The organism is Brachybacterium sp. UNK5269 (genome assembly GCF_049266655.1).
Taxonomy (GTDB): domain Bacteria; phylum Actinomycetota; class Actinomycetes; order Actinomycetales; family Dermabacteraceae; genus Brachybacterium.
Genome location: NZ_CP184883.1, coordinates 2,778,418 through 2,797,756, shown reverse-complemented (window position 1 = coordinate 2,797,756; position 19,339 = coordinate 2,778,418). Strand labels below are relative to the sequence as shown.

The 19,339-nt window shown below is 71.2% G+C and carries 11 protein-coding genes and 1 tRNA gene; 9 read left to right on the top strand and 3 right to left on the bottom strand.

All coding sequences use genetic code 11. The features are described from left to right. Positions 1–12: 12 nt before the first annotated feature. Together ACOJUI_RS13075 and ACOJUI_RS13070 are read right to left on the bottom strand one after the other, a co-directional pair. Positions 13–1,050 (bottom strand): adenosine deaminase, encoded by a 1,038-nt coding sequence (locus ACOJUI_RS13075; RefSeq protein WP_422115380.1) that lies wholly within the window; start codon positions 1,048–1,050, stop codon positions 13–15. Continuing rightward, entirely contained in the window at positions 1,047–2,291 is a 1,245-nt protein-coding gene (locus ACOJUI_RS13070) for a pyridoxal phosphate-dependent aminotransferase (protein WP_422115379.1), read from the bottom strand. The genes ACOJUI_RS13075 and ACOJUI_RS13070 overlap by 4 nt, the downstream gene beginning before the upstream one ends. 246 nt (positions 2,292–2,537) lie before the next feature. Between ACOJUI_RS13070 and ACOJUI_RS13065 the strand changes: the two genes are divergently transcribed. The 5 genes from ACOJUI_RS13065 to rplA all read left to right on the top strand — a co-directional run bounded on the left by ACOJUI_RS13065 (position 2,538) and on the right by rplA (position 5,286). After that, positions 2,538–2,610 (top strand) — tRNA-Trp (locus ACOJUI_RS13065). 63 nt (positions 2,611–2,673) lie between these two features. Beyond that, complete coding sequence (gene secE, locus ACOJUI_RS13060) at positions 2,674–2,940, top strand: preprotein translocase subunit SecE (protein ID WP_422115378.1); 267 nt, start codon at positions 2,674–2,676, stop codon at positions 2,938–2,940. Between the two features lie 70 nt (positions 2,941–3,010). After that, positions 3,011–3,949 (top strand): transcription termination/antitermination protein NusG, encoded by a 939-nt coding sequence (gene nusG / locus ACOJUI_RS13055; RefSeq protein ID WP_422115377.1) that lies wholly within the window; start codon positions 3,011–3,013, stop codon positions 3,947–3,949. Positions 3,950–4,129: 180 nt separating this feature from the next. Beyond that, a complete protein-coding gene (gene rplK, locus ACOJUI_RS13050; RefSeq protein WP_422115376.1) occupies positions 4,130–4,561 on the top strand; it encodes a 50S ribosomal protein L11 in 432 nt (143 codons plus the stop codon). A 5-nt stretch (positions 4,562–4,566) separates the two neighbouring features. Continuing rightward, on the top strand, positions 4,567–5,286 hold the full coding sequence (gene rplA / locus ACOJUI_RS13045) for a 50S ribosomal protein L1 (RefSeq protein ID WP_422115375.1): 720 nt from the start codon (positions 4,567–4,569) through the stop codon (positions 5,284–5,286). A gap of 171 nt (positions 5,287–5,457) precedes the next feature. Here the strand turns inward: rplA and adhE are convergent, their stop codons facing one another. Next, a complete protein-coding gene (gene adhE, locus ACOJUI_RS13040) occupies positions 5,458–8,109 on the bottom strand; it encodes a bifunctional acetaldehyde-CoA/alcohol dehydrogenase (RefSeq protein ID WP_422115374.1) in 2,652 nt (883 codons plus the stop codon). Positions 8,110–8,558: 449 nt separating this feature from the next. Here adhE and rplJ point away from each other — a divergent pair, with 449 nt between their 5' ends. From rplJ to rpoB, 4 genes are all read left to right on the top strand, one after another. Further along, positions 8,559–9,074 (top strand): 50S ribosomal protein L10, encoded by a 516-nt coding sequence (gene rplJ / locus ACOJUI_RS13035; RefSeq protein WP_422115373.1) that lies wholly within the window; start codon positions 8,559–8,561, stop codon positions 9,072–9,074. Between the two features lie 144 nt (positions 9,075–9,218). After that, a complete protein-coding gene (gene rplL / locus ACOJUI_RS13030) occupies positions 9,219–9,608 on the top strand; it encodes a 50S ribosomal protein L7/L12 (protein ID WP_422115372.1) in 390 nt (129 codons plus the stop codon). 233 nt (positions 9,609–9,841) lie between these two features. Next, complete coding sequence (locus ACOJUI_RS13025) at positions 9,842–15,226, top strand: S8 family serine peptidase (protein ID WP_422115371.1); 5,385 nt, start codon at positions 9,842–9,844, stop codon at positions 15,224–15,226. Positions 15,227–15,763: 537 nt separating this feature from the next. Then, entirely contained in the window at positions 15,764–19,252 is a 3,489-nt protein-coding gene (gene rpoB / locus ACOJUI_RS13020; protein ID WP_422115370.1) for a DNA-directed RNA polymerase subunit beta, read from the top strand. The last annotated feature ends 87 nt before the right edge of the window (positions 19,253–19,339 follow it).

Below are 19,339 nucleotides of genomic sequence, written 5' to 3'. Positions count from 1 at the left end.
CCGGGTGCCGCCTCAGGCCCCCGGTGCGGGAGCGGCGAGCCAGTCGCGCACCCCGCCCAGCAGGCGCTCCCTCACCGGCTCGGGCGCGGAGGAGACCTCGATCGAGGAGGCCGCGAGCGCGGCGAGCTCGGCGTCCTCGAAGCCCATCCGCCGCGCGGTCTCGTACTGCTCGAGCAGGCGGGAGCCGAACAGCAGCGGGTCGTCGGCGCCCAGCGCGATCCGCGCCCCGGCCTCGACCAGCCTCCGCAGCGGGACGTCGGTGGCCGACTCCACCACCCCGAGGGACGCGTTCGAGGCCGGGCACACCTCGAGCCCGATGCCCGCATCGACGATCCGGCGCAGCAGCTCCGGATCCTCCGCCGCCCGCACCCCGTGGCCGATCCGGTCGGGGTGCAGGTGCTCGACCACCTCCTGCACGTGCTCCGGTCCCAGCAGCTCCCCGCCGTGCGGCACCGACAGCAGCCCGGCCTCGCGCGCGATCCGGAAGGCCGCGGCGAACTCGCCGGTGACCCCGCGGCGCTCGTCGTTGGAGAGCCCGAACCCGACCACCCGGCCCGCATGGCGCGCCGCCAGCCGCGCCAGGGTGCGGGCATCCAGCGGATGGCGGGTGCGGGAGGCGGCGATCACGATGCCGATGCTGACCCCGGTCTCGCGCTCCGAGCGCTCCGCCTGGTCCAGCACGATCTCGATCGCGGGCGTCAGGCCGCCGACGAACGGCGCGTAGCTGGTGGGGTCCACCTGCAGCTCGAGCCGTCCCGAGCCCTCGGCGGCGTCATCGCGCGCGGCCTCGTCCACGATGCGCCGCATGGCCGTCTCGGAGTCGACCACCGTGCGGGCCGCGTCGTACTGCCGCTGGAAGCGGAACCAGCCGCGCCGCGTCGGCTCCACCTGCAGGGCGACGTCGTCGCTCAGCGAGCGGGGCAGCCGGATGCCGCGCTCCGCGGCCAGCTCCCGCAGCGTCGTCGGGCGCATCGACCCGGTGAAGTGCAGGTGCAGATGCGCCTTCGGCAGGGTGGCGAGATCGCGGCGGCGCTCGGGCGCCGGCGTCATTCCGCCAGGAGCGCGATCACCCGGTCGACGCCCTCGGAGATGTCCTCGTCCTGCAGGGCGTAGGAGAAGCGCAGGTGCCCGGGGGCGCCGAAGGCCTCGCCCGGCACCGCGGCGACCTCCGCCTCCTCGAGGATCACGGCGGCCAGCTCGGCGGAGGTGGTGACCCGGCGACCGCGGATCTCCCGGCCCAGCGCGCCGGAGACGTCGGGGAACACGTAGAAGGCGCCGGTCGGGGTGGGCACGGTGAAGCCCCGGACCTCGGAGAGCTTCTGCACGATCAGCCGGCGCCGACGGTCGAACGCCTCGCGCATCTGCTCGACCGGCTCGGTGGGGCCGGTCAGGGCCGCCACCGCCGCCCGCTGGGCGATGTTGTTCACGTGCGAGGTCAGATGCGACTGCAGGTTGCCGGCCGCCGTGATGACGTCGACCGGGCCGATCATCCAGCCCACCCGCCAGCCGGTCATCGCGAAGGACTTCGCCACCCCGCCGAGCACCACGGTGGTCTCGGCGAGCTCGGGGACGGCCTTCAGCACCGAGGTGAAGGGCATGCCGTCGTAGGTGAGGGCCTGGTAGATCTCGTCGGTGACCACCCAGATGCCGTGCTCGAGCGCCCAGCGCCCGATCTCGGCGACCTGCTCGGCGGTGAGGACCGCCCCGGTCGGGTTCGAGGGGGAGCAGAGCACCAGGGCGCGGGTGCGCTCCGTGCGGGCCGCCTCGAGCTGCTCGACGGTGGGCACGTAGCCCTGGTCGGCGCCGGCCAGCACCGGCACTTCGTGGGCGCCGGTCTGCCGGATCGCCTCGGGGTAGGTGGTCCAGTACGGCGCCGGCAGCAGCACCTCGTCGCCGGGGTCCAGCAGGGTCGCGAAGGCCTGGAAGACGGCCTGCTTGCCGCCGTTGGTCACCAGCACCTGCGCCGGCTCGACCGGAAGCCCGGTGGTGGCCCGGGCGGCCTCGGCCAGGGCCCGGCGCAACTCCGGCAGACCGGCGGTGGGGGAGTAGCGGTGGTTCCCGGGGTCGGCGGCCGCCTCGATCGCCGCGTCCACGATGTGCTGCGGGGTGGGGAAGTCGGGCTCACCGGCCCCGAAGCCGATGACGGGCCGGCCGGCCGCCTTCAGGGCCTTGGCGGTGGCGTCGACGGCGAGGGTCGCCGAGGGCTCGATCGCGCCGACCCGCCGGGAGATGCGGGCGCGGGCGGAGGGCTGCGGGCTGCTGGCGGGGGCGGTGGCGTCGTCGGTGGTCACGCGCCCATCGTCTCAGAGCTCCTGCCGCGCCGCCAGGCAGGACGCCCATCGGACGGGGACCGGTGCCGGCGCCGCAGGACCGGCGTGCGGGCGGGCCGGCGGGGTCGGCGCCGCGCCCGGTGTGACGCGTTCTGCCGACCGCTGATTCGCACCAGGTCCCCGCGGCTTGTATGCTGGTCGCTGGTCAGAATCGCGAAGGCCCTCCGGGGCGACGCGGAACGACCTGACGGGGCAGGTTCCCCGTGAAGGGCAGTGGCGCAATTGGTAGCGCAGCGGTCTCCAAAACCGCAGGTTGCAGGTTCGAGCCCTGTCTGCCCTGCCGGTCCGGCCGGGAAATCCCGGCCGGATGCGGATGACCTCGACCAGATCGGACAGCTCAGTCGTGAACTCCAGCCAGCACGCTCCGTCGACGTCCACCCGTGGCTACGACCAGGGCACCGGGTCGAAGAACCCGTTCCTGGCGATCGGACTGTTCATCCGGCAGGTCATCGCGGAGCTCAGGAAAGTGGTCGTCCCGACCCGTCGGGAGCTGGTCCTGTACTCGGTCACGGTCCTGCTGTTCGTCACCTTCATGATCCTGCTGATCTTCGGTCTCGACGCCGCCTTCAGCTGGCTGTCCAGGATCGCCTTCACGAACCCCGACGTGTGAGCCGGGTCCGCTCCGCGCACCGCACCGCGACCGATCCGTACCACGCCGCCAGGAAGGCAGGTTCCCGCCGATGAGCGACCAGACCTCAACCCCCGAAGAGTCCTACCAGGACCTCGACGACTCCCTCTCGTTCTCCGCCTCCTCGCAGTCCGAGGGCGAGGGTGAGCAGATCCCGGACGAGGCCTTCGCGGAGCTCGCCGAGCAGGACGTGGAGGCGCAGGCCCCCGCCGTCGATCCCTTCGCCGGCGACGAGGAGCCCGCCGACAGCGAGCCCGCCGACGAGGCCGACGCGCTCTCCGAGGACGTCGACGACGTCGAGGGCGTCGACGAGCTGCCCGCGGACGCCGACGAGGCCGAGGGCGCGAGCTCCGCGGCGGAGGCCCCCGAGGAGCCCGAGGAGGAGGACCCGCTGGTCGTCCTCAAGCGCCACCTGCGCGCCGCTCCCGGCGACTGGTACGTCATCCACTCCTACTCCGGTCACGAGAACCGTGTGAAGAGCCAGCTGGCCACGCGCACCGAGACCATGGACATGGAGGACTACATCTTCGAGGTCCAGGTCCCGATGGAGGACGCGACCGAGGTCAAGGCCGGGCAGAAGAAGATCGTCCGCCGGGTCCGCGTGCCCGGGTACGTGCTGGTCCGCATGGACCTGACCACGGAGTCCTGGCGCGTCGTGCGCGACACCCCGGGCGTGACCGGGTTCGTCGGCAACGCCACCGACCCCACCCCGCTGACCTTCGACGAGATCTACTCGCTGCTCGAGCCCTCCGTCGGCCTGCCCGAGAAGAAGCGCGCCTCGGGCGCCTCCGGCGGCAAGGCCGCTGCGGCGCAGAAGGTCCCCGACTTCCACGTCGGCGAGTCCGTCACCGTCATGGACGGTCCCTTCGAGACCATGCCGGCCACCATCTCCGAGATTCACTCGGAGTCCCAGAAGCTCCAGGTCCTGGTGTCCATCTTCGGACGCGAGACCCCGGTCGAGCTCGCCTTCGACCAGGTCGCCAAGATCTGAGCGGCCGCGCGGCCCCGTGCCGCGCGAGTACGACCAGGATCACCCCCGATCCCGGTCGACGCCGCCGCGGCGTGCAGGTAGCGTCGCACCGGACCTTCTCGCCCCCGGGCGCAGGAGGTCCGTTCGTGGGAGGAGCGCATGATGAGCTCCGCCCGGACCACACCACAGTGAGGAAGAGCAATGGCTCCCAAGAAGAAGATCGCGAGCGTCATCAAGCTCCAGATCCAGGCCGGCCAGGCCACCCCTGCGCCGCCCGTGGGTCCCGCGCTCGGCGCTGCCGGCGTGAACATGATGGAGTTCGTGAAGGCCTACAACGATCGCACCGCCGATCAGCGGGGCAACATCATCCCGGTCGAGATCACGGTGTACGAGGATCGCTCGTTCACCTTCATCACGAAGACCCCGCCGGCCGCTGAGCTCATCAAGAAGGCCGCCGGCCTCCAGAAGGGCTCGGCCGTCCCGCACACGGACAAGGTCGGCAAGATCACCCAGGCACAGGTCCGCGAGATCGCGGAGACCAAGATGCCTGATCTGAACGCGAACGACATCGAGGCCGCGGCGAAGATCGTCGCCGGCACCGCTCGTTCCATGGGCATCACGGTGGAGGGCTGACGACAATGGGATTCCGCAGCAAGGCATACAAGGACGGCGCCGCCAAGATCGAGGAGGGCCGCGCCTACGCGCCGCTCGACGCGCTCCGGCTGGCTCAGCAGACCTCCCCGGCGAAGTTCGACGCGTCCGTCGAGGTCGCGATGCGCCTGGGCGTCGACCCCCGCAAGGCGGACCAGATGGTGCGCGGCACCGTCAACCTGCCCAACGGCACCGGCAAGACCGCTCGCGTGATCGTCTTCGCGACCGGTGCGCAGGCCGACGCCGCCCGTGAGGCCGGCGCCGACGAGGTCGGCGACGACGAGCTCATCGAGCGCGTCGCCGGCGGCTGGACCGACTTCGACGCGGCCGTGGCCACGCCGAACCTGATGGGCAAGGTCGGCAAGCTGGGCCGCGTGCTCGGCCCCCGCGGCCTCATGCCGAACCCGAAGACGGGCACCGTGACCATGGACGTCACCAAGGCCGTCTCCGACATCAAGGGCGGCAAGATCGAGTTCCGCACCGACCGTGCGGCGAACCTGCACTACATCGTCGGCAAGGTCTCCTTCACGGAGCAGCAGCTGGTCGAGAACTACGTCGCCGCGCTCGACGAGATCCTGCGACTGAAGCCCTCCTCCTCGAAGGGCCGCTACATCACCAAGATCACCGTGTCCACCACCATGGGCCCGGGCATCCCGATCGACGTGAACCGCACCCGCAACCTGCTCGAGGAGACCGACGAGGCCTGAGTTAGCTCAGCCCCGCGCTCCTCGCGCCACGACGCCCCGTCCACCCTTCGCGGTGGGCGGGGCGCTGTCGATCGATGGGGCTCCCGGGCAGCCGCCGTGCGACGTGGCGCTCCGGGAGACCCCTCGCGGCGGCTGCCGGGTCCCGGAGCGCTGCCGGGGCTCAGGCGGTCGTCACCTCGAGTCCGCGTCGGCCGTTCGCACCCGCGCCCGGGCGCTGCCGCCGACGTCACCGACGAAGGCGTCCTCGATGAGCTCCTTGAGCTCGCTGACCAGCGGCGACCGCGGGTTGGCGGGGGTGCACTGGTCCTCCAGTGCCCGGTCGGCGAGCTCATCGATCACCCGGTCCAGGTGCTCGCGGGTGGCGCCGTTGGCCTCCAGGCTCGGCTCGATGCCGAGGTCCGTGGCCAGCGCCGTCACCTCGTCGATCAGGGATTTCACACCCTGCTCGACGGTGGCGGCGGGGAAGCCGAGCAGCCGCGCGAGCTCCGCCAGGTCCTGGTCGGCCCGGTAGTGCTCGTACTTCGGGAACAGCGCGTGCTTGGACGGCAGGGTCGCGTTGTACCGGATCACGTGGGGCAGGAAGATCGCGTTGGTGCGACCGTGGGCGATGCCGAACTCGGCGCCGCACTTGTGGCTCAGCGAGTGCACGATCCCCAGGAAGGCGTTCGCGAAGGCCATGCCCGCGATCGTCGACGCGTTGTGCATCCGCTCCTTCGCCGCCGCGTCCTGCTCGAGCACGGCGGCGCGGAGGTTCTCGAAGATCAGCTGTGCGGCGCGCACCGACAGTCCGCGGGTGAAATCGCTGGCCATGACGGAGACGTAGGACTCGATCGCGTGGGTGAGGGCGTCCAGGCCGGAATCGGCCGCGGTGCGGGTGGGCACCGAGTCGACGAACTGGGCATCGACGATCGCCACGTCCGGCGTCAGCGTGTAGTCGGCCAGCGGGTACTTCACGTGGGTCTCTGCATCGGTGATCACCGCGAAGGGGGTGCACTCGCTGCCCGTGCCGGACGTGGTGGGGATCGCGACGAACTGCGCCTTCTCCCCCGTGGTGGGGAAGCGGTAGGTGCGCTTGCGGATGTCCAGGAACTTCTGCTTCATCCCGAAGTAGGACGCCTCGGGCCGCTCGTAGAACAGCCACATCGCCTTGGCCGCGTCCATCGGCGAGCCGCCGCCGAGCGCGATGATGCAGTCGGGCTCGAAGTCCGCCATGAGGGAGGCGCCCTTGAACACCGTGGTCGACGTCGGGTTCGGCTCGACGTCGGAGAAGACGGTCCAGGCGACGTCCTCGCGCCGCTGCTTGAGCTGGTCGATGACGACGTCGACGTAGCCGTGCTCGACCATGCCCGGGTCGGTCACGATGAACACCCGCGAGAGACCCGGCATCGACTGCAGGTACTGCACCGAGTAGCGCTCGAAGTACGTCCGGGCCGGGATCTTGAACCACTGCATGTCGTTGCGCCGCTCCGCGATCCGCTTGACGTTGATGAGGTCGACCGCGCTGACGTTGTGGGAGACGGAGTTGCGGCCGTAGGAGCCGCAGCCCAGGGTCAACGAGGGGGTCAGGGCGTTGTACAGGTCGCCGATGCCGCCGACCGCGGACGGTGCGTTGGCGATGATGCGGCACGCCTTCATGCGCCGCCCGAACTCCCGCTCGACCTGCTTGTCGGCGGTGTGGACGACCGCGGTGTGGCCGAGCCCCCCGAACTCCAGCATGCGCTCGGCCAGGGCGAAGCCCTGCTCGCGGCCGGGCACGCGGGCCATCGCGAGCACCGGGCACAGCTTCTCCCTGCTGAACGGCTCGTCGGGGCCGACGGTGTCGATCGGCACGAGCAGCAGCTTGGTGCCGACCGGCACCGGGATGCCCGCGCCCTCGGCGATCCGCTCGGCACTCATGCCCACCACGTGCGAGGCGATGCTGCCCTGCGCGGTGACCATGAACGAGCGCAGGAGCTCCTTCTGCTCGGCCGTGACGACGTGGCAGCCGTGGGACTCGAACTCGGCGACCACGGCGGGGGCGATCTCCTCGTCGATGATGACGGCCTGTTCGCTCGCGCAGATCATCCCGTGGTCGAAGGTCTTGGACAGGATGAGGTCGTTGACGGTGCGGGGGATGCGGGCGGTGCGCTCGATGTACACCGGGACGTTCCCGGGCCCCACCCCGAGGGCGGGCTTCCCGGTGGAGTAGGCGGACGTCACCATCCCGGCCCCGCCGGTGGCGAGGGTGAGGGCGACGCCGGGGTGGTTCATCAGCGCGGAGGTGGCGGCCACGGAGGGCTGCTCGATCCATTGGATGCAGTCGGCCGGGGCGCCGGCTGCGGTCGCCGCGTCGCGCATGATCCGTGCGGCCTGGGCCGAGCAGTCCTGGGCGGCGGGGTGGAAGGCGAAGATGATCGGGTTGCGGGTCATGATCGCGATCAGGCACTTGAACATGGTGGTCGAGGTCGGGTTGGTCACCGGGGTCACTCCCGCGATGACCCCCACCGGTTCGGCGATCTCGGTGATGCCGCGCTGGCGGTCCTCGCGGATCACGCCGACGGTGCGGTCGTCCTTGATGGAGTTCCAGATGTGCTCGGTGGCGAACAGGTTCTTGATGCACTTGTCCTCGTACAGACCGCGGCCGGTCTCCTCCACCGCCCGCTTGGCCAGTGCCATGTGCTGGTCGGTGCCGGCGAGCGCCATCGCGTGCACGATGGAGGTGATCTGGTCCTGGGTGTACGAGTCGAAGGCGCTCAGTGCGGCGCGTCCCCGGCGGGCCAGTTCGTCGATCATCCCGGTGAGCGGGTCGACGGTGAGGGTGGGTGCGAAATCGATGGTGGTCATGTCCTCGCCTCTACATCGCAGCAGCGCTTGTTGTGCTGGTGACAACCAAGCTACGGGTGAGTGGTCCGCATCACCAGGGCCGGAGGTCCCGCCGCAGCCGTTCCGGGCGCGGCGGCTCTCTCGAACCCGAGCACGGCGTGCTGCGCCGCGCCGATGTGACGCAGAACCCCGCGGTCGGCGTGGCGCCGCCGTCGCCCCTGGTCTAGTCTGGGCGTACCGAAGACCGCCGGTTGTCGCGCTCGACCCCGAGAGCGACCGAAGAGATCCCGTTCGGGATGGCCTGCGCAGGTGAAGAAGCGATCCTCGTACGGTCGTCCCCGTCCGGCCCCGGCCGGAGCCCTCGTGGCGCGGGAGCTCGTGCGATCGAGGCCTCGACACTTGCGTGTCGAGGCCTTTTCCGTTCCCGGGACGCCTTCACCCGGCGGCGAGAGACCTCTGGAAGGAGGGCCATGGCGAACCCCGAAAAGGTGGATGCCGTCGCCGAGATCGCGGAGCTGTTCCGCGCGTCCGACGCCGCCGTCATCACCGAGTATCGCGGGCTCAGCGTGGGGGAGCTCAAGGAGCTCCGTCGCGCGCTGGGTTCCGAGACGACCTACGCCGTGGTGAAGAACACGCTCACGGAGATCGCCGCCCGCGAGGCCGGCATCGACGCCTTCGATGGCACGCTCAGCGGTCCGACCGCTATCGCCTTCATCAAGGGTGAGCCCGTGGAGCCCGCCAAGGCTCTGCGTGACTTCGCCAAGACTCACGACAAGCTCGTGATCAAGTCCGGCTACTTCGAGGGCAAGGCGCTCTCGCAGGAGGACGTCCAGAAGCTCGCGGACCTCGAGTCCCGCGAGGTCCTGCTGGCCAAGGCCGCTGGCGCCATGAAGGCGTCGATGTCCAAGGCCGCCGCCGTGTTCGCGGCGCCGCTGTCGAAGGCAGCGCGCACCGTGGATGCACTGCGGGCCAAGCAGGAGGCCTGAGCCTCACGGCTCCGAGTTCTTCACCCACAGCCCCAACGCTGTCCCCCGGGATCCCGCGAGGGTGACCGGATCGCATGACCAGGCGCGAGAGCGCCGCCTCTCACCGCAGGGACGCAGGTCCCGCCAACAGGAAGGAACGCCACCATGGCGAAGCTCAGCAACGACGAGCTCATCGAAGCTTTCAAGGAGATGTCCCTCATCGAGCTCTCCGAGTTCGTGAAGCAGTTCGAGGACGTCTTCGATGTGACCGCGGCCGCCCCCGTGGCCGTCGCCGCTGCCGGCGGTGCCGGCGCCGGTGCCGAGGCCGAGGCCGAGGAGGAGAAGGACGAGTTCGACGTCGTCCTCGAGTCCGCCGGTTCCGCCAAGATCGCCGTCATCAAGGAGGTGCGCGCCCTCACCTCGCTCGGTCTGAAGGAGGCGAAGGCGCTCGTCGACGAGGCCCCCAAGGCCGTCCTCGAGGCCGTCAAGAAGGACGACGCCGAGGCTGCCAAGGCCAAGCTCGAAGAGGCCGGCGCGTCCGTCACCATCAAGTGATCCCCGGCGCGCGCCCCGGCGCGCGCCGCGCTTGAAGGCCGTCGAACTGCACGGCAAGGGCCGTCCCGCGATCGCGGGACGGCCCTTCTGCATCCCGGGCCCCGCGGCCGCGCCCGGCGGATGCCCGGTGCGTGACCGTTTCGTGACCATCGGCGTGCCGGAAGCGGCGGACCGCCGAGGGGGCGCTCCGTAGGATGCGGGAGTCTGTGTTCCAGCTCACCCGGGGGTCCTCTGTGCCGATTCGGCCGATCCGTCGTCTCATCGCCCTGAGCGGCGCCCTGCTGATCGGGACCCTCGGTCTCGGTGTGACCACGGCGGTCGCGGCGCCGCAGGTCCCGTCGGCCCCGGCCGCACCCCGAGCGCTCGAGGACGTCCCGAGTCTGCCGGACGCCGCGTCCTCGGCGCCGGTGGACGTGGTGGTGCTGCTGAAGGACCAGCCCACGCGCCCCTCGACCTCCCAGGAGAGCTCCCGCCTGCGGGCCCAGCAGGACCTGGTCGACGACTGGTCCCGCGAGCACGGCCTCGAGGTCGACCGCCAGTTCGGCTACCTGGTCAACGGCTTCTCCGCGAGCGTGCCCGGCGACCGGCTCGCCGCCCTGTCCCTCGAGCCGGAGGTGCTCTCGGTGCGCCGGGAGCGCGTCTACGAGCGCACCGAGCACACCGCCCGCTCCCTGCACGGCGTCCCGACCGCCCACGCGGCCCACGGGGTCGACGGCACCGGCATGGTCATCTCCATCGTCGACTCCGGCCTGGACCCCAGCCATCCGGCCCTGCGGCTGGACGACTGCGACGCCGCGGCGATCGACACCGTCGACCCGGCCCCCGAGGCCGGCTTCACCTGCAAGGTGCCGGCCGGCTACAACTACGCCGACGAGAACTACGTCGTCAAGGACGCGACTCTCGACGCCCACGGCCAGCACGTCGGCGGCATCGCCGCGGCCAACGGCTCCCCGGGCGACGAGCCCGGCGACTTCCTGGCCACCGGCGAGCTCGACGGCGTCGCCCCCAACGCGCAGCTGCTGGCGATGAAGGTCTTCTCCAACCACGGCGGCGGCGCCACCGACTCCGACATCGTCGCGGCCATCGAGGACTCGGTGAAGCTCGAGGCGGACGTGATCAACATGTCGCTCGGCGCCGCCAACGGGCAGAAGAACGCCTCCGACGCCAGCTCGATCGCCATCGAGGCCGCCCGCGACGCCGGCGTGCTCACCGTGATCGCCGCCGGCAACGACGGCCAGAACTTCTCGCCCACCGCCGTGGGCGACGACGCCTACGGGCGCCTGGACGACGGCACCGTCGGCTCCCCGGGCACCCTGGGCTCCGCCTTCACCGTCGCCTCGATCGACAACAGCGTCCTGACCCAGCTGATGGCCTACGTGGACGATGCGACCGAGGGCATCCCGTACTCGCCCGCCACCGGCGTCCACGACGGCGAGCCCCACCGCCTGGTCGACCTGGGCCGGGCCACCCCGGCGGAGACGGCGGGGAAGGACCTGGACGGCGACTACGCCCTCATCGAGCGCGGCGACATCTCCTTCACCGAGAAGTACGAGAACGCGATCACCGCCGGCGCGGGCGGCGTGGTCCTCTACAACACGGCCGACGAGCCCTTCGCCATGGCCGGGGTGGAGACGTTCACGATCCCCGGGATCACCCTGACCCGCTCCGTCGGCCTCGAGCTGAAGGCCGCCGTCGCGGAGGGCGAGACCACCCTGCGGATCACCGACGAGCTCGACGTGCGCCCCAGCCCGGGCGCCCTGACCCCCTCCTCCTTCACCTCCTGGGGCACCACGCCCTCCCTCGACTTCGAGCCCGAGATCGCCGGCATCGGCGGCAACGTGTACTCCACCTACAACGACGGCACCTACGGCTCGAACTCCGGCACCTCCATGGCCTCGCCGAACGTCGCCGGGCTCTCCGCGCTGATCCTCCAGCACCTGGAGCGGACCCGACCCGAGGTCACCGGGGCGCAGCGCGTGGACCTGGCCAAGATCCTGCTGATGAACACCGCCCTGGTGCCGACCGACGAGGCCGGGGTGCCGTACTCCCCGCGTCAGATCGGTGCGGGCCTCGCCCAGGTCGACAAGGCCCTGGACTCCGAGGTCATCGCCACCGTCGACGGCGAGGGCGCCGCGGCGCTGCGGGAGATCTCCGGCTCCGCCTCGTTCACCATCACCCTGACCAACAGCGGGCAGGCCGACGCGCGGTTCACCCTGCCCGCGACCGGACTGATCGCCGAGACCAACGCGGCCGGCGCCGCCACCGACACCCGCCGCTCGAGCGGCACCGTCACCGCCCCGGGCAGCGTCACCGTCCCCGCCGGCGGCACCGCCACCGTGGACGTCACCGTGGAGCCCGAGGCCGGCCCGGACCACTTCACCGGCGGCTGGATCGGCCTCACCTCGGACACCGCCGGGCAGCCCAGCCTGAGCGTCCCCTTCCTCGGCTTCGTCGGCGACTGGAACGCCGAGCAGATCCTGCTGCCCCCCGGTCAGCAGCTCGAGCCGGTGGGCGTGGAGACCGGTCTGATCACCGACGCCGGCGGCCAGGCGGTCCCCGTCGAGAGCGAGGGACTGGGCCGGTTCTGGCTCTCGCCCAACGGCGACGGCTACATGGACTCCGTGGCCCCCAGCATGGTGGTGATGCGCAACGCCTCCGACGTCCGCTACGAGATCCTCGCCGAGGACGGCACGGCGATCACCACCCTCGGCGAGGAGCAGGGCCTGTTCCGCTACCTGCTGAGCGACTACACCGCGGCCCCGGACCCGGCCGAGCTGCCGTGGATCGGGTACGCCTTCGACGGCACCCGCTACGACCCGCAGACCGTGGACTACCCGGCGCTGCCCGACGGCGACTACACCTACCGCGTCAGCACCCGGCTCAGCGAGGACCAGCCCTGGCAGATCCTCGACCTGCCCTTCGGCCTCGATGCGACCGCCCCGGTGGTCGAGTTCGGTCCGCTCGAGGGCGGGGTGCTGACCTTCACCGTCGCCGAGGAGGGCTCCGGTCTCTACGACCTGCCGGTCGCGACCGACGCCGCCGGCAACGAGCTCGAGGTCGTGCAGAGCCCCGACGGCAGCTACGCCCTCGAGGTCGACCCCGCCACCGTCCCCTTCGTCGCCGTCTCCGCCGTGGACCGCGGCTTCACCGAGGGCATCGCCACCAAGGTGCTCACTCCCTCCAGCCTGCTGATCGCGGGCGCACCCCAGCTCGCCTCCACCGTGATCGGCGCGGACTTCCCGCTGGTGATCGAGGGGGAGCTGCTGCTGAGCGGCTACGCCTCCGCGGACATCGCCGAGGTGCGGGTCGGCGACCAGGTCGCCACGGCGGCCGAGGGACGGTTCGCCCTGTCGGTGCCGCTGATCGAGGGCGCCCAGGAGTTCACGGTCCAGGGGCTCGACGCCGAGGGCGCCGTGGTGACCACCCAGCGCCTCCCCGTCACCTACGACTCCGTCGCCCCCGAGCTGACCATCACCGACATGCCGGTCGACGAGCAGGGCGCCGCGATCCTCGACGAGGACGGCGCCGTGACCATCACCGGCACCGTCACCGACAGCCGGAAGGACGCACAGCTCGGCGTCTCCGCCGGGGACGCCGAGGCGGAGGTCGGTCAGGACGGCGGCTTCACCCTCACCGTGACCCCCGATGCGCGGGCCGCGGGCTTCACCCTCACCGCCACCGACGGCGCCAACACCACCGCGCTCCCGGTGGCGATCGCGGGCCGCGCACCGGCGCCCAGCTGGGCGATGCCCGTGATCACCAACGCCGACTGCGTGCTGGACTCCGGGGCCTGCTTCGTCCCGGGCGACACCGACGACGTCAGCGACGACGGCGCCACCTTCACCCTGCGCGGTGAGTACCCCGCCGGTGGCACCATCACCCTGACCCCCGCCTCGCGGGTGGGGGAGGACGGGCAGTACGTCGACGCCGCCCCGATCACCGCCGAGCTCGCGGAGGACGGCACCTTCAGCGCCCAGCTCCCGGTGGCCACCGGCGAGAACCACGTCCGCATGGTCGTCACCGATGCCGACGGCCAGGTGCGCTACGACCGCGGGGTGCGGATCCACTTCGACGTCACCGCCCCCACCCTGCAGATCGACGAGCCCACCCTGCTCGGCGGCACCCTGTTCACGAACCGGGAGCAGGTCACCGTGGCGGGCACCGCCGCGGACGACGGCTGGGGCTACTCGCTGTCGCTGAACGACTCCGCCGTGCTGGAGCGGTTCGACCTCGCCAGCCCGGGGGAGCAGTCGAACACCCGCAGCTTCTCCACCGAGATCACCGTCGCCGACGGCGACACCCTGCTGGTGGAGTTCCACGACGCCAACGGCAACCTGCTGCTGGGACTGATCCCCGTCGTCCTGGACCGGACCGACCCCTCCGTGGAGGTGACGGACCTCGAGGACGGCGCGGTGATCGACGACCAGCGCGAGATCGAGGTCTCCGCGGGCGACGAGCACCTGGCCGGTCTGCAGGTGCTGCTGGACGGCGAGGTCGTCCACGAGTCCGTCACCGACCTGGCCACCCAGGAGCACTCCCTCGAGGACGCCCTGCTGGACCTGCGGGACTTCGAGGACGCCGAGGGCGCCGAGATCACCGCCTCCGGGGCCTCCACCACCGTCCTGCAGGATGCGCTCCAGGCCGCGGTGCCCACCGCGGACCTCGCCGCCGGCGCCCATACGCTCGAGGTGATCGCCACCGATCTCGCGGGCAACCGCACCGCCGAGGTGCGCGCCTTCGCCGTCGCGGAGCAGCTGGAGATCTCCGGTCCGGGCGCCGTGGAGCTGAGCATCCACCGCGAGGAGCTCGGCGACCAGGCGGCCCTGGGCTCTGCGGTGCTCGCGTCGTACGAGGCGCGGCTCGGCGGCGACGCCGCGGCCGCCGAGGAGGCCGGGGCCGTGCTCGCCCTCGCGCCCGGCACCGTCCTGCTCCCGGGCGAGCAGGCCGTGACCCTGGTCGCGACCGACGGCGCGGGCCGGACGGCCGAGCGGGAGATCACCGTGACGGTGGCCCTGGAGACGGTCACGCTCACCGACGGGGAGGTCACCGCCACCGCCACCTTCCGCAGCGACGACGCGCTGACGGCGGAGATTGCCGAGCTCGACGGCGAGGAGGGCCGGATGCTCGTGCTCGCGAACGCCTTCGCGCCCCTGCCGGCGGCCATCACCGCCCCGGGCGCGCAGGACGAGCGCGTCGTCCGCGTGCTGGCCGACGGCACCCGGCTGCCGGTCGGCTCCACCTGGGCGGGCGGGGTGCTGACCTTCGAGGGTCCCTCGCAGGGCGTCTACCTGATCCTCGCGGCCGACGCCGCGGGCGGCGGCGGTGACGGTGGAGGCGACGGCGGGGGCGACGGCGGAGGCGACGGCGGGGGCGGTGACGCCGGGAACGGCGCCGGCAACGGGCACGGCACCGGCACCGGCAACGGCGCCGGCAACGGGACCGGCAGCGGGCCCGGAGCGGGCCCGGGCAGCGGCAGCGGGACGACCGGCGGGAACGGCGCGGCGGGAGGTGGCGGCCCGCTCGCGCGCACCGGCGCCGAGCTGGCCGGTCCGCTCGCCGCGGCCGCGGCCCTGCTGCTGGCCGGAGGAGCACTGCTGGCGCTGCGCCGTCGGCGCTGAGGGGCGCCGCCGAGGCGGTCGCCCGGCGCGTTCGCGCCGCGTCCCCGATCGGCGGTGAGCGAGATCATGGTGGGCCGCCCCGGACCGGGGCGGCCCACCTCGGCCTCCGGTGGGTCGGCGGGGGTCCATCGGCCGCGCAGAACGCCACCGACCGCGGGTCCGCCGCGCGCCTGACGTGCTCCGACACCCGGCGCGGACCCCCGCCTGCTTGACTCCTGCCGGACTTTCCTCCATGCTTTTTCCCGTACGGAGCTGTTCCTGCCGCACGTGCCCGGTGTGAGTCCACCGCCGGGCCGGTCGAGCCAGACGGGCAGGGAGCGCCGACAGAACCTCCGCGCCAGGCATATAGCGGCCGACGCGGATGGGCTCGCCGCGCTGCGGCTGTTGCGCCCATCCGCGACTTTGTGTATGCTCAGTCCTTGCGCTTGGCGTCTCCCGTCGGTTCTGCGGCTCCGTTCACCACGAAGCCTGCTCCACCGCCCTGACGGGTGTTCGCCGCGCCTGGGATTCCGTCATCGGCCTGTGGAAGGACCCCCCTTGGCTGCCTCGAGCACCGATCGCACCACCGACATCGCACTTCGCACCGCCTCACCTCGCGTGACCTTCGCGAAGCTCGGCGACCCCATCGACGTTCCGGATCTGCTGAGTCTGCAGACCACCTCGTTCGACTGGTTGCTGGGCAACAGCCGCTGGCAGGAGCGTGCCGCCGCGGCCGCCGCCGCCGGCCACGAGGACGTGCCGCAGACCTCCGGTCTCGCGGACATCCTCGAGGAGATCTCCCCGATCGAGGACTTCGCCGGCAACATGTCGCTGTCCTTCCGGGACCACACCTTCGACGACCCGAAGTACACGGTCGAGGAGTGCAAGGACAAGGACCTCACCTACGCGGCTCCGCTGTACGTCATCGCGGAGTTCATGAACAACGAGACCGGTGAGATCAAGACCCAGACGGTCTTCATGGGCGAGTTCCCGCTCATGACCGACAAGGGCACCTTCATCATCAACGGCACCGAGCGTGTCGTCGTCTCCCAGCTGGTCCGCTCCCCGGGCGTGTACTTCGAGGAGAGCATCGACAAGACCAGCGACAAGCACATCTTCTCGGCCAAGGTCATCCCCTCGCGCGGCGCCTGGCTCGAGTTCGAGATCGACAAGCGCGACCAGGTCGGCGTCCGCATCGACCGCAAGCGCAAGCAGTCGGTGACGACCCTGCTGCAGGCCCTGGGCCTGTCCCACAGCGACATCCTCGAGGAGTTCGGCGAGTTCGAGTCGATGCGCTCCACCCTGGAGAAGGACCGCATCTCCTCGCAGGACGAGGCGCTCATCGACATCTACCGCAAGCAGCGTCCGGGCGAGCCGCCCACGCGCGATGCGGGCGAGGCGATGCTGAACAACCTCTACTTCAACAACAAGCGCTACGACCTCGCGAAGGTCGGCCGCTACAAGATCGGCAAGAAGCTCGGCCTCGAGGGCAGCCTCTCCGAGTCGACCCTGCGCCTCGAGGACATCGTCGCCGCGGTCAAGTACATCGTCGCCCTGCACGACGGCGTCAGCGAGTACACCTCCAAGGACGGCCGGACGATCCGCGTCGAGACCGACGACATCGACCACTTCGGCAACCGTCGCATCCGCGCGGTGGGCGAGCTGATCCAGAACCAGGTCCGCACCGGTCTGTCCCGCATGGAGCGCGTCGTCCGCGAGCGCATGACCACGCAGGACGTCGAGGCGATCACCCCGCTGACGCTGATCAACATCCGTCCGGTCACCGCGGCGATCAAGGAGTTCTTCGGAACCTCCCAGCTCTCGCAGTTCATGGACCAGAACAACCCGCTGTCGGGCCTGACCCACAAGCGCCGCCTCTCGGCGCTGGGCCCGGGCGGTCTCTCCCGCGACCGCGCCGGCATGGAGGTCCGTGACGTCCACCCGTCGCACTACGGCCGCATGTGCCCCATCGAGACCCCTGAGGGTCCGAACATCGGTCTGATCGGCTCGCTGGCGACCTTCGCCCGCATCAACCCGTTCGGGTTCATCGAGACCCCGTACCGCCGGGTCGAGGGCGGAGTGGTCACCGACGACATCGTCTACCTCACCGCGGACGACGAGGACCACCACATCATCGCCCAGGCCAACGCCAAGATCGGCGACGACGGCCGCTTCCTCGAGGAGCAGGTGCTGGTGCGCCTCTCCGGCGGCGAGCCCGACCTGGTCGACGCGGCCGACGTGGACTACATGGACGTCTCGGCCCGGCAGATGGTCTCCGTCGCGACCGCGATGATCCCCTTCCTCGAGCACGACGACGCCAACCGCGCGCTGATGGGCGCGAACATGCAGCGCCAGGCCGTGCCGCTGCTCAAGGCCGAGATGCCGCTGGTCGGCACCGGGATGGAGCGGCGCGCCGCGGTCGACGCGGGCGACGTGGTCGTGGCCGAGAAGGCCGGCGTCATCGAGGAGCTCTCCGCGGATCTCGTGGTCGTGATGGCCGACGACGGCACCCGCCAGACCTACCCGATCGGGAAGTTCAAGCGTTCCAACGCGGGCAACTCCTACAACCAGCGCGTGCTGTTCGACGAGGGTGACCGCGTCGAGGCCGGCTCGATCCTGGCCGACGGTCCCTCGACCGACCAGGGCGAGCTCTCCATGGGCAAGAACCTGCTGGTCGCGTTCATGTCCTGGGAGGGCCACAACTTCGAGGACGGCATCATCCTGTCCTCGCGGATGGTCCAGGACGACGTCCTCACCTCGATCCACATCGAGGAGCACGAGGTCGACGCCCGCGACACCAAGCTGGGCAAGGAGGAGATCACCCGGGACATCCCGAACGTCGGCGACGACGTGCTGGCCGATCTCGACGAGCGCGGCATCATCCGCATCGGCGCCGAGGTGGAGCCGGGCGACATCCTGGTCGGCAAGGTCACCCCCAAGGGCGAGACCGAGCTGACCCCGGAGGAGCGCCTGCTGCGCGCCATCTTCGGCGAGAAGGCCCGCGAGGTGCGCGACACCTCGCTGCGCGTCCCCCACGGCGAGACCGGGACCGTCATCGGCGTGCGCGTCTTCACCGATGACGAGGACGGCGACATCCTGCCCACCGGTGTCAACGAGATGGTCCGCGTCTACGTGGCCCAGAAGCGCAAGATCACCGACGGCGACAAGCTCGCCGGCCGCCACGGCAACAAGGGCGTCATCGCCAAGATCCTGCCGGTCGAGGACATGCCGTTCCTGGAGGACGGCACCCCGGTCGACATCATCCTGAACCCGATGGGCGTGCCCGGGCGGATGAACATCGGCCAGGTCATGGAGACCCACCTGGGGTGGGTCGCCAAGTCCGGCTGGGACCTCGATCCCGCCGACGAGACGGCCGCCGAGCTGCCCGAGGCCGCCCTCCACGGCGAGCCCGGCACCCCGGTCGCGGTCCCGGTCTTCGACGGCCTCTCGGCCGAGGAGGTCACCGGCCTGATCGCCAACCACCGCCCCAACCGGGACGGCGTGCGGATGGTCAAGGAGAACGGCAAGGCGCAGATGTTCGACGGCCGCTCCGGCGAGCCGTTCCCCGAGCCGATCTCGGTGGGCTACATGTACATCCTGAAGCTCCACCACCTGGTGGACGACAAGCTGCACGCGCGCTCCACCGGCCCGTACTCGATGATCACGCAGCAGCCGCTGGGCGGAAAGGCCCAGTTCGGCGGCCAGCGCTTCGGCGAGATGGAGGTGTGGGCCCTCGAGGCCTACGGCGCCGCGTACGCGCTCCAGGAGCTGCTGACCATCAAGTCCGATGACGTCGCCGGCCGCGTCAAGGTCTACGAGGCGATCGTCAAGGGCGAGAACATCCCCGAGCCGGGGATCCCCGAGTCCTTCCGTGTGCTCCTCAAGGAGATGCAGTCGCTGTGCCTGAACGTGGAGGTGCTCTCGAGCGACGGCACCGCCCAGGAGGTCCAGGAGAGCGACGAGGAGGTCTTCCGCGCGGCGGAGGAGCTCGGCATCGACCTGTCACGCCGACCCCACGAGGGCGTCGGCTCCATCGAAGAGGTCTGACGGACGGGGGACCGGGAGAGCCGTCGCTGCCCTGAGCAGCCGGCCCTCCCGGCCCCGCCCTCGGCCCCCCGTTCCCTCAGACACCAC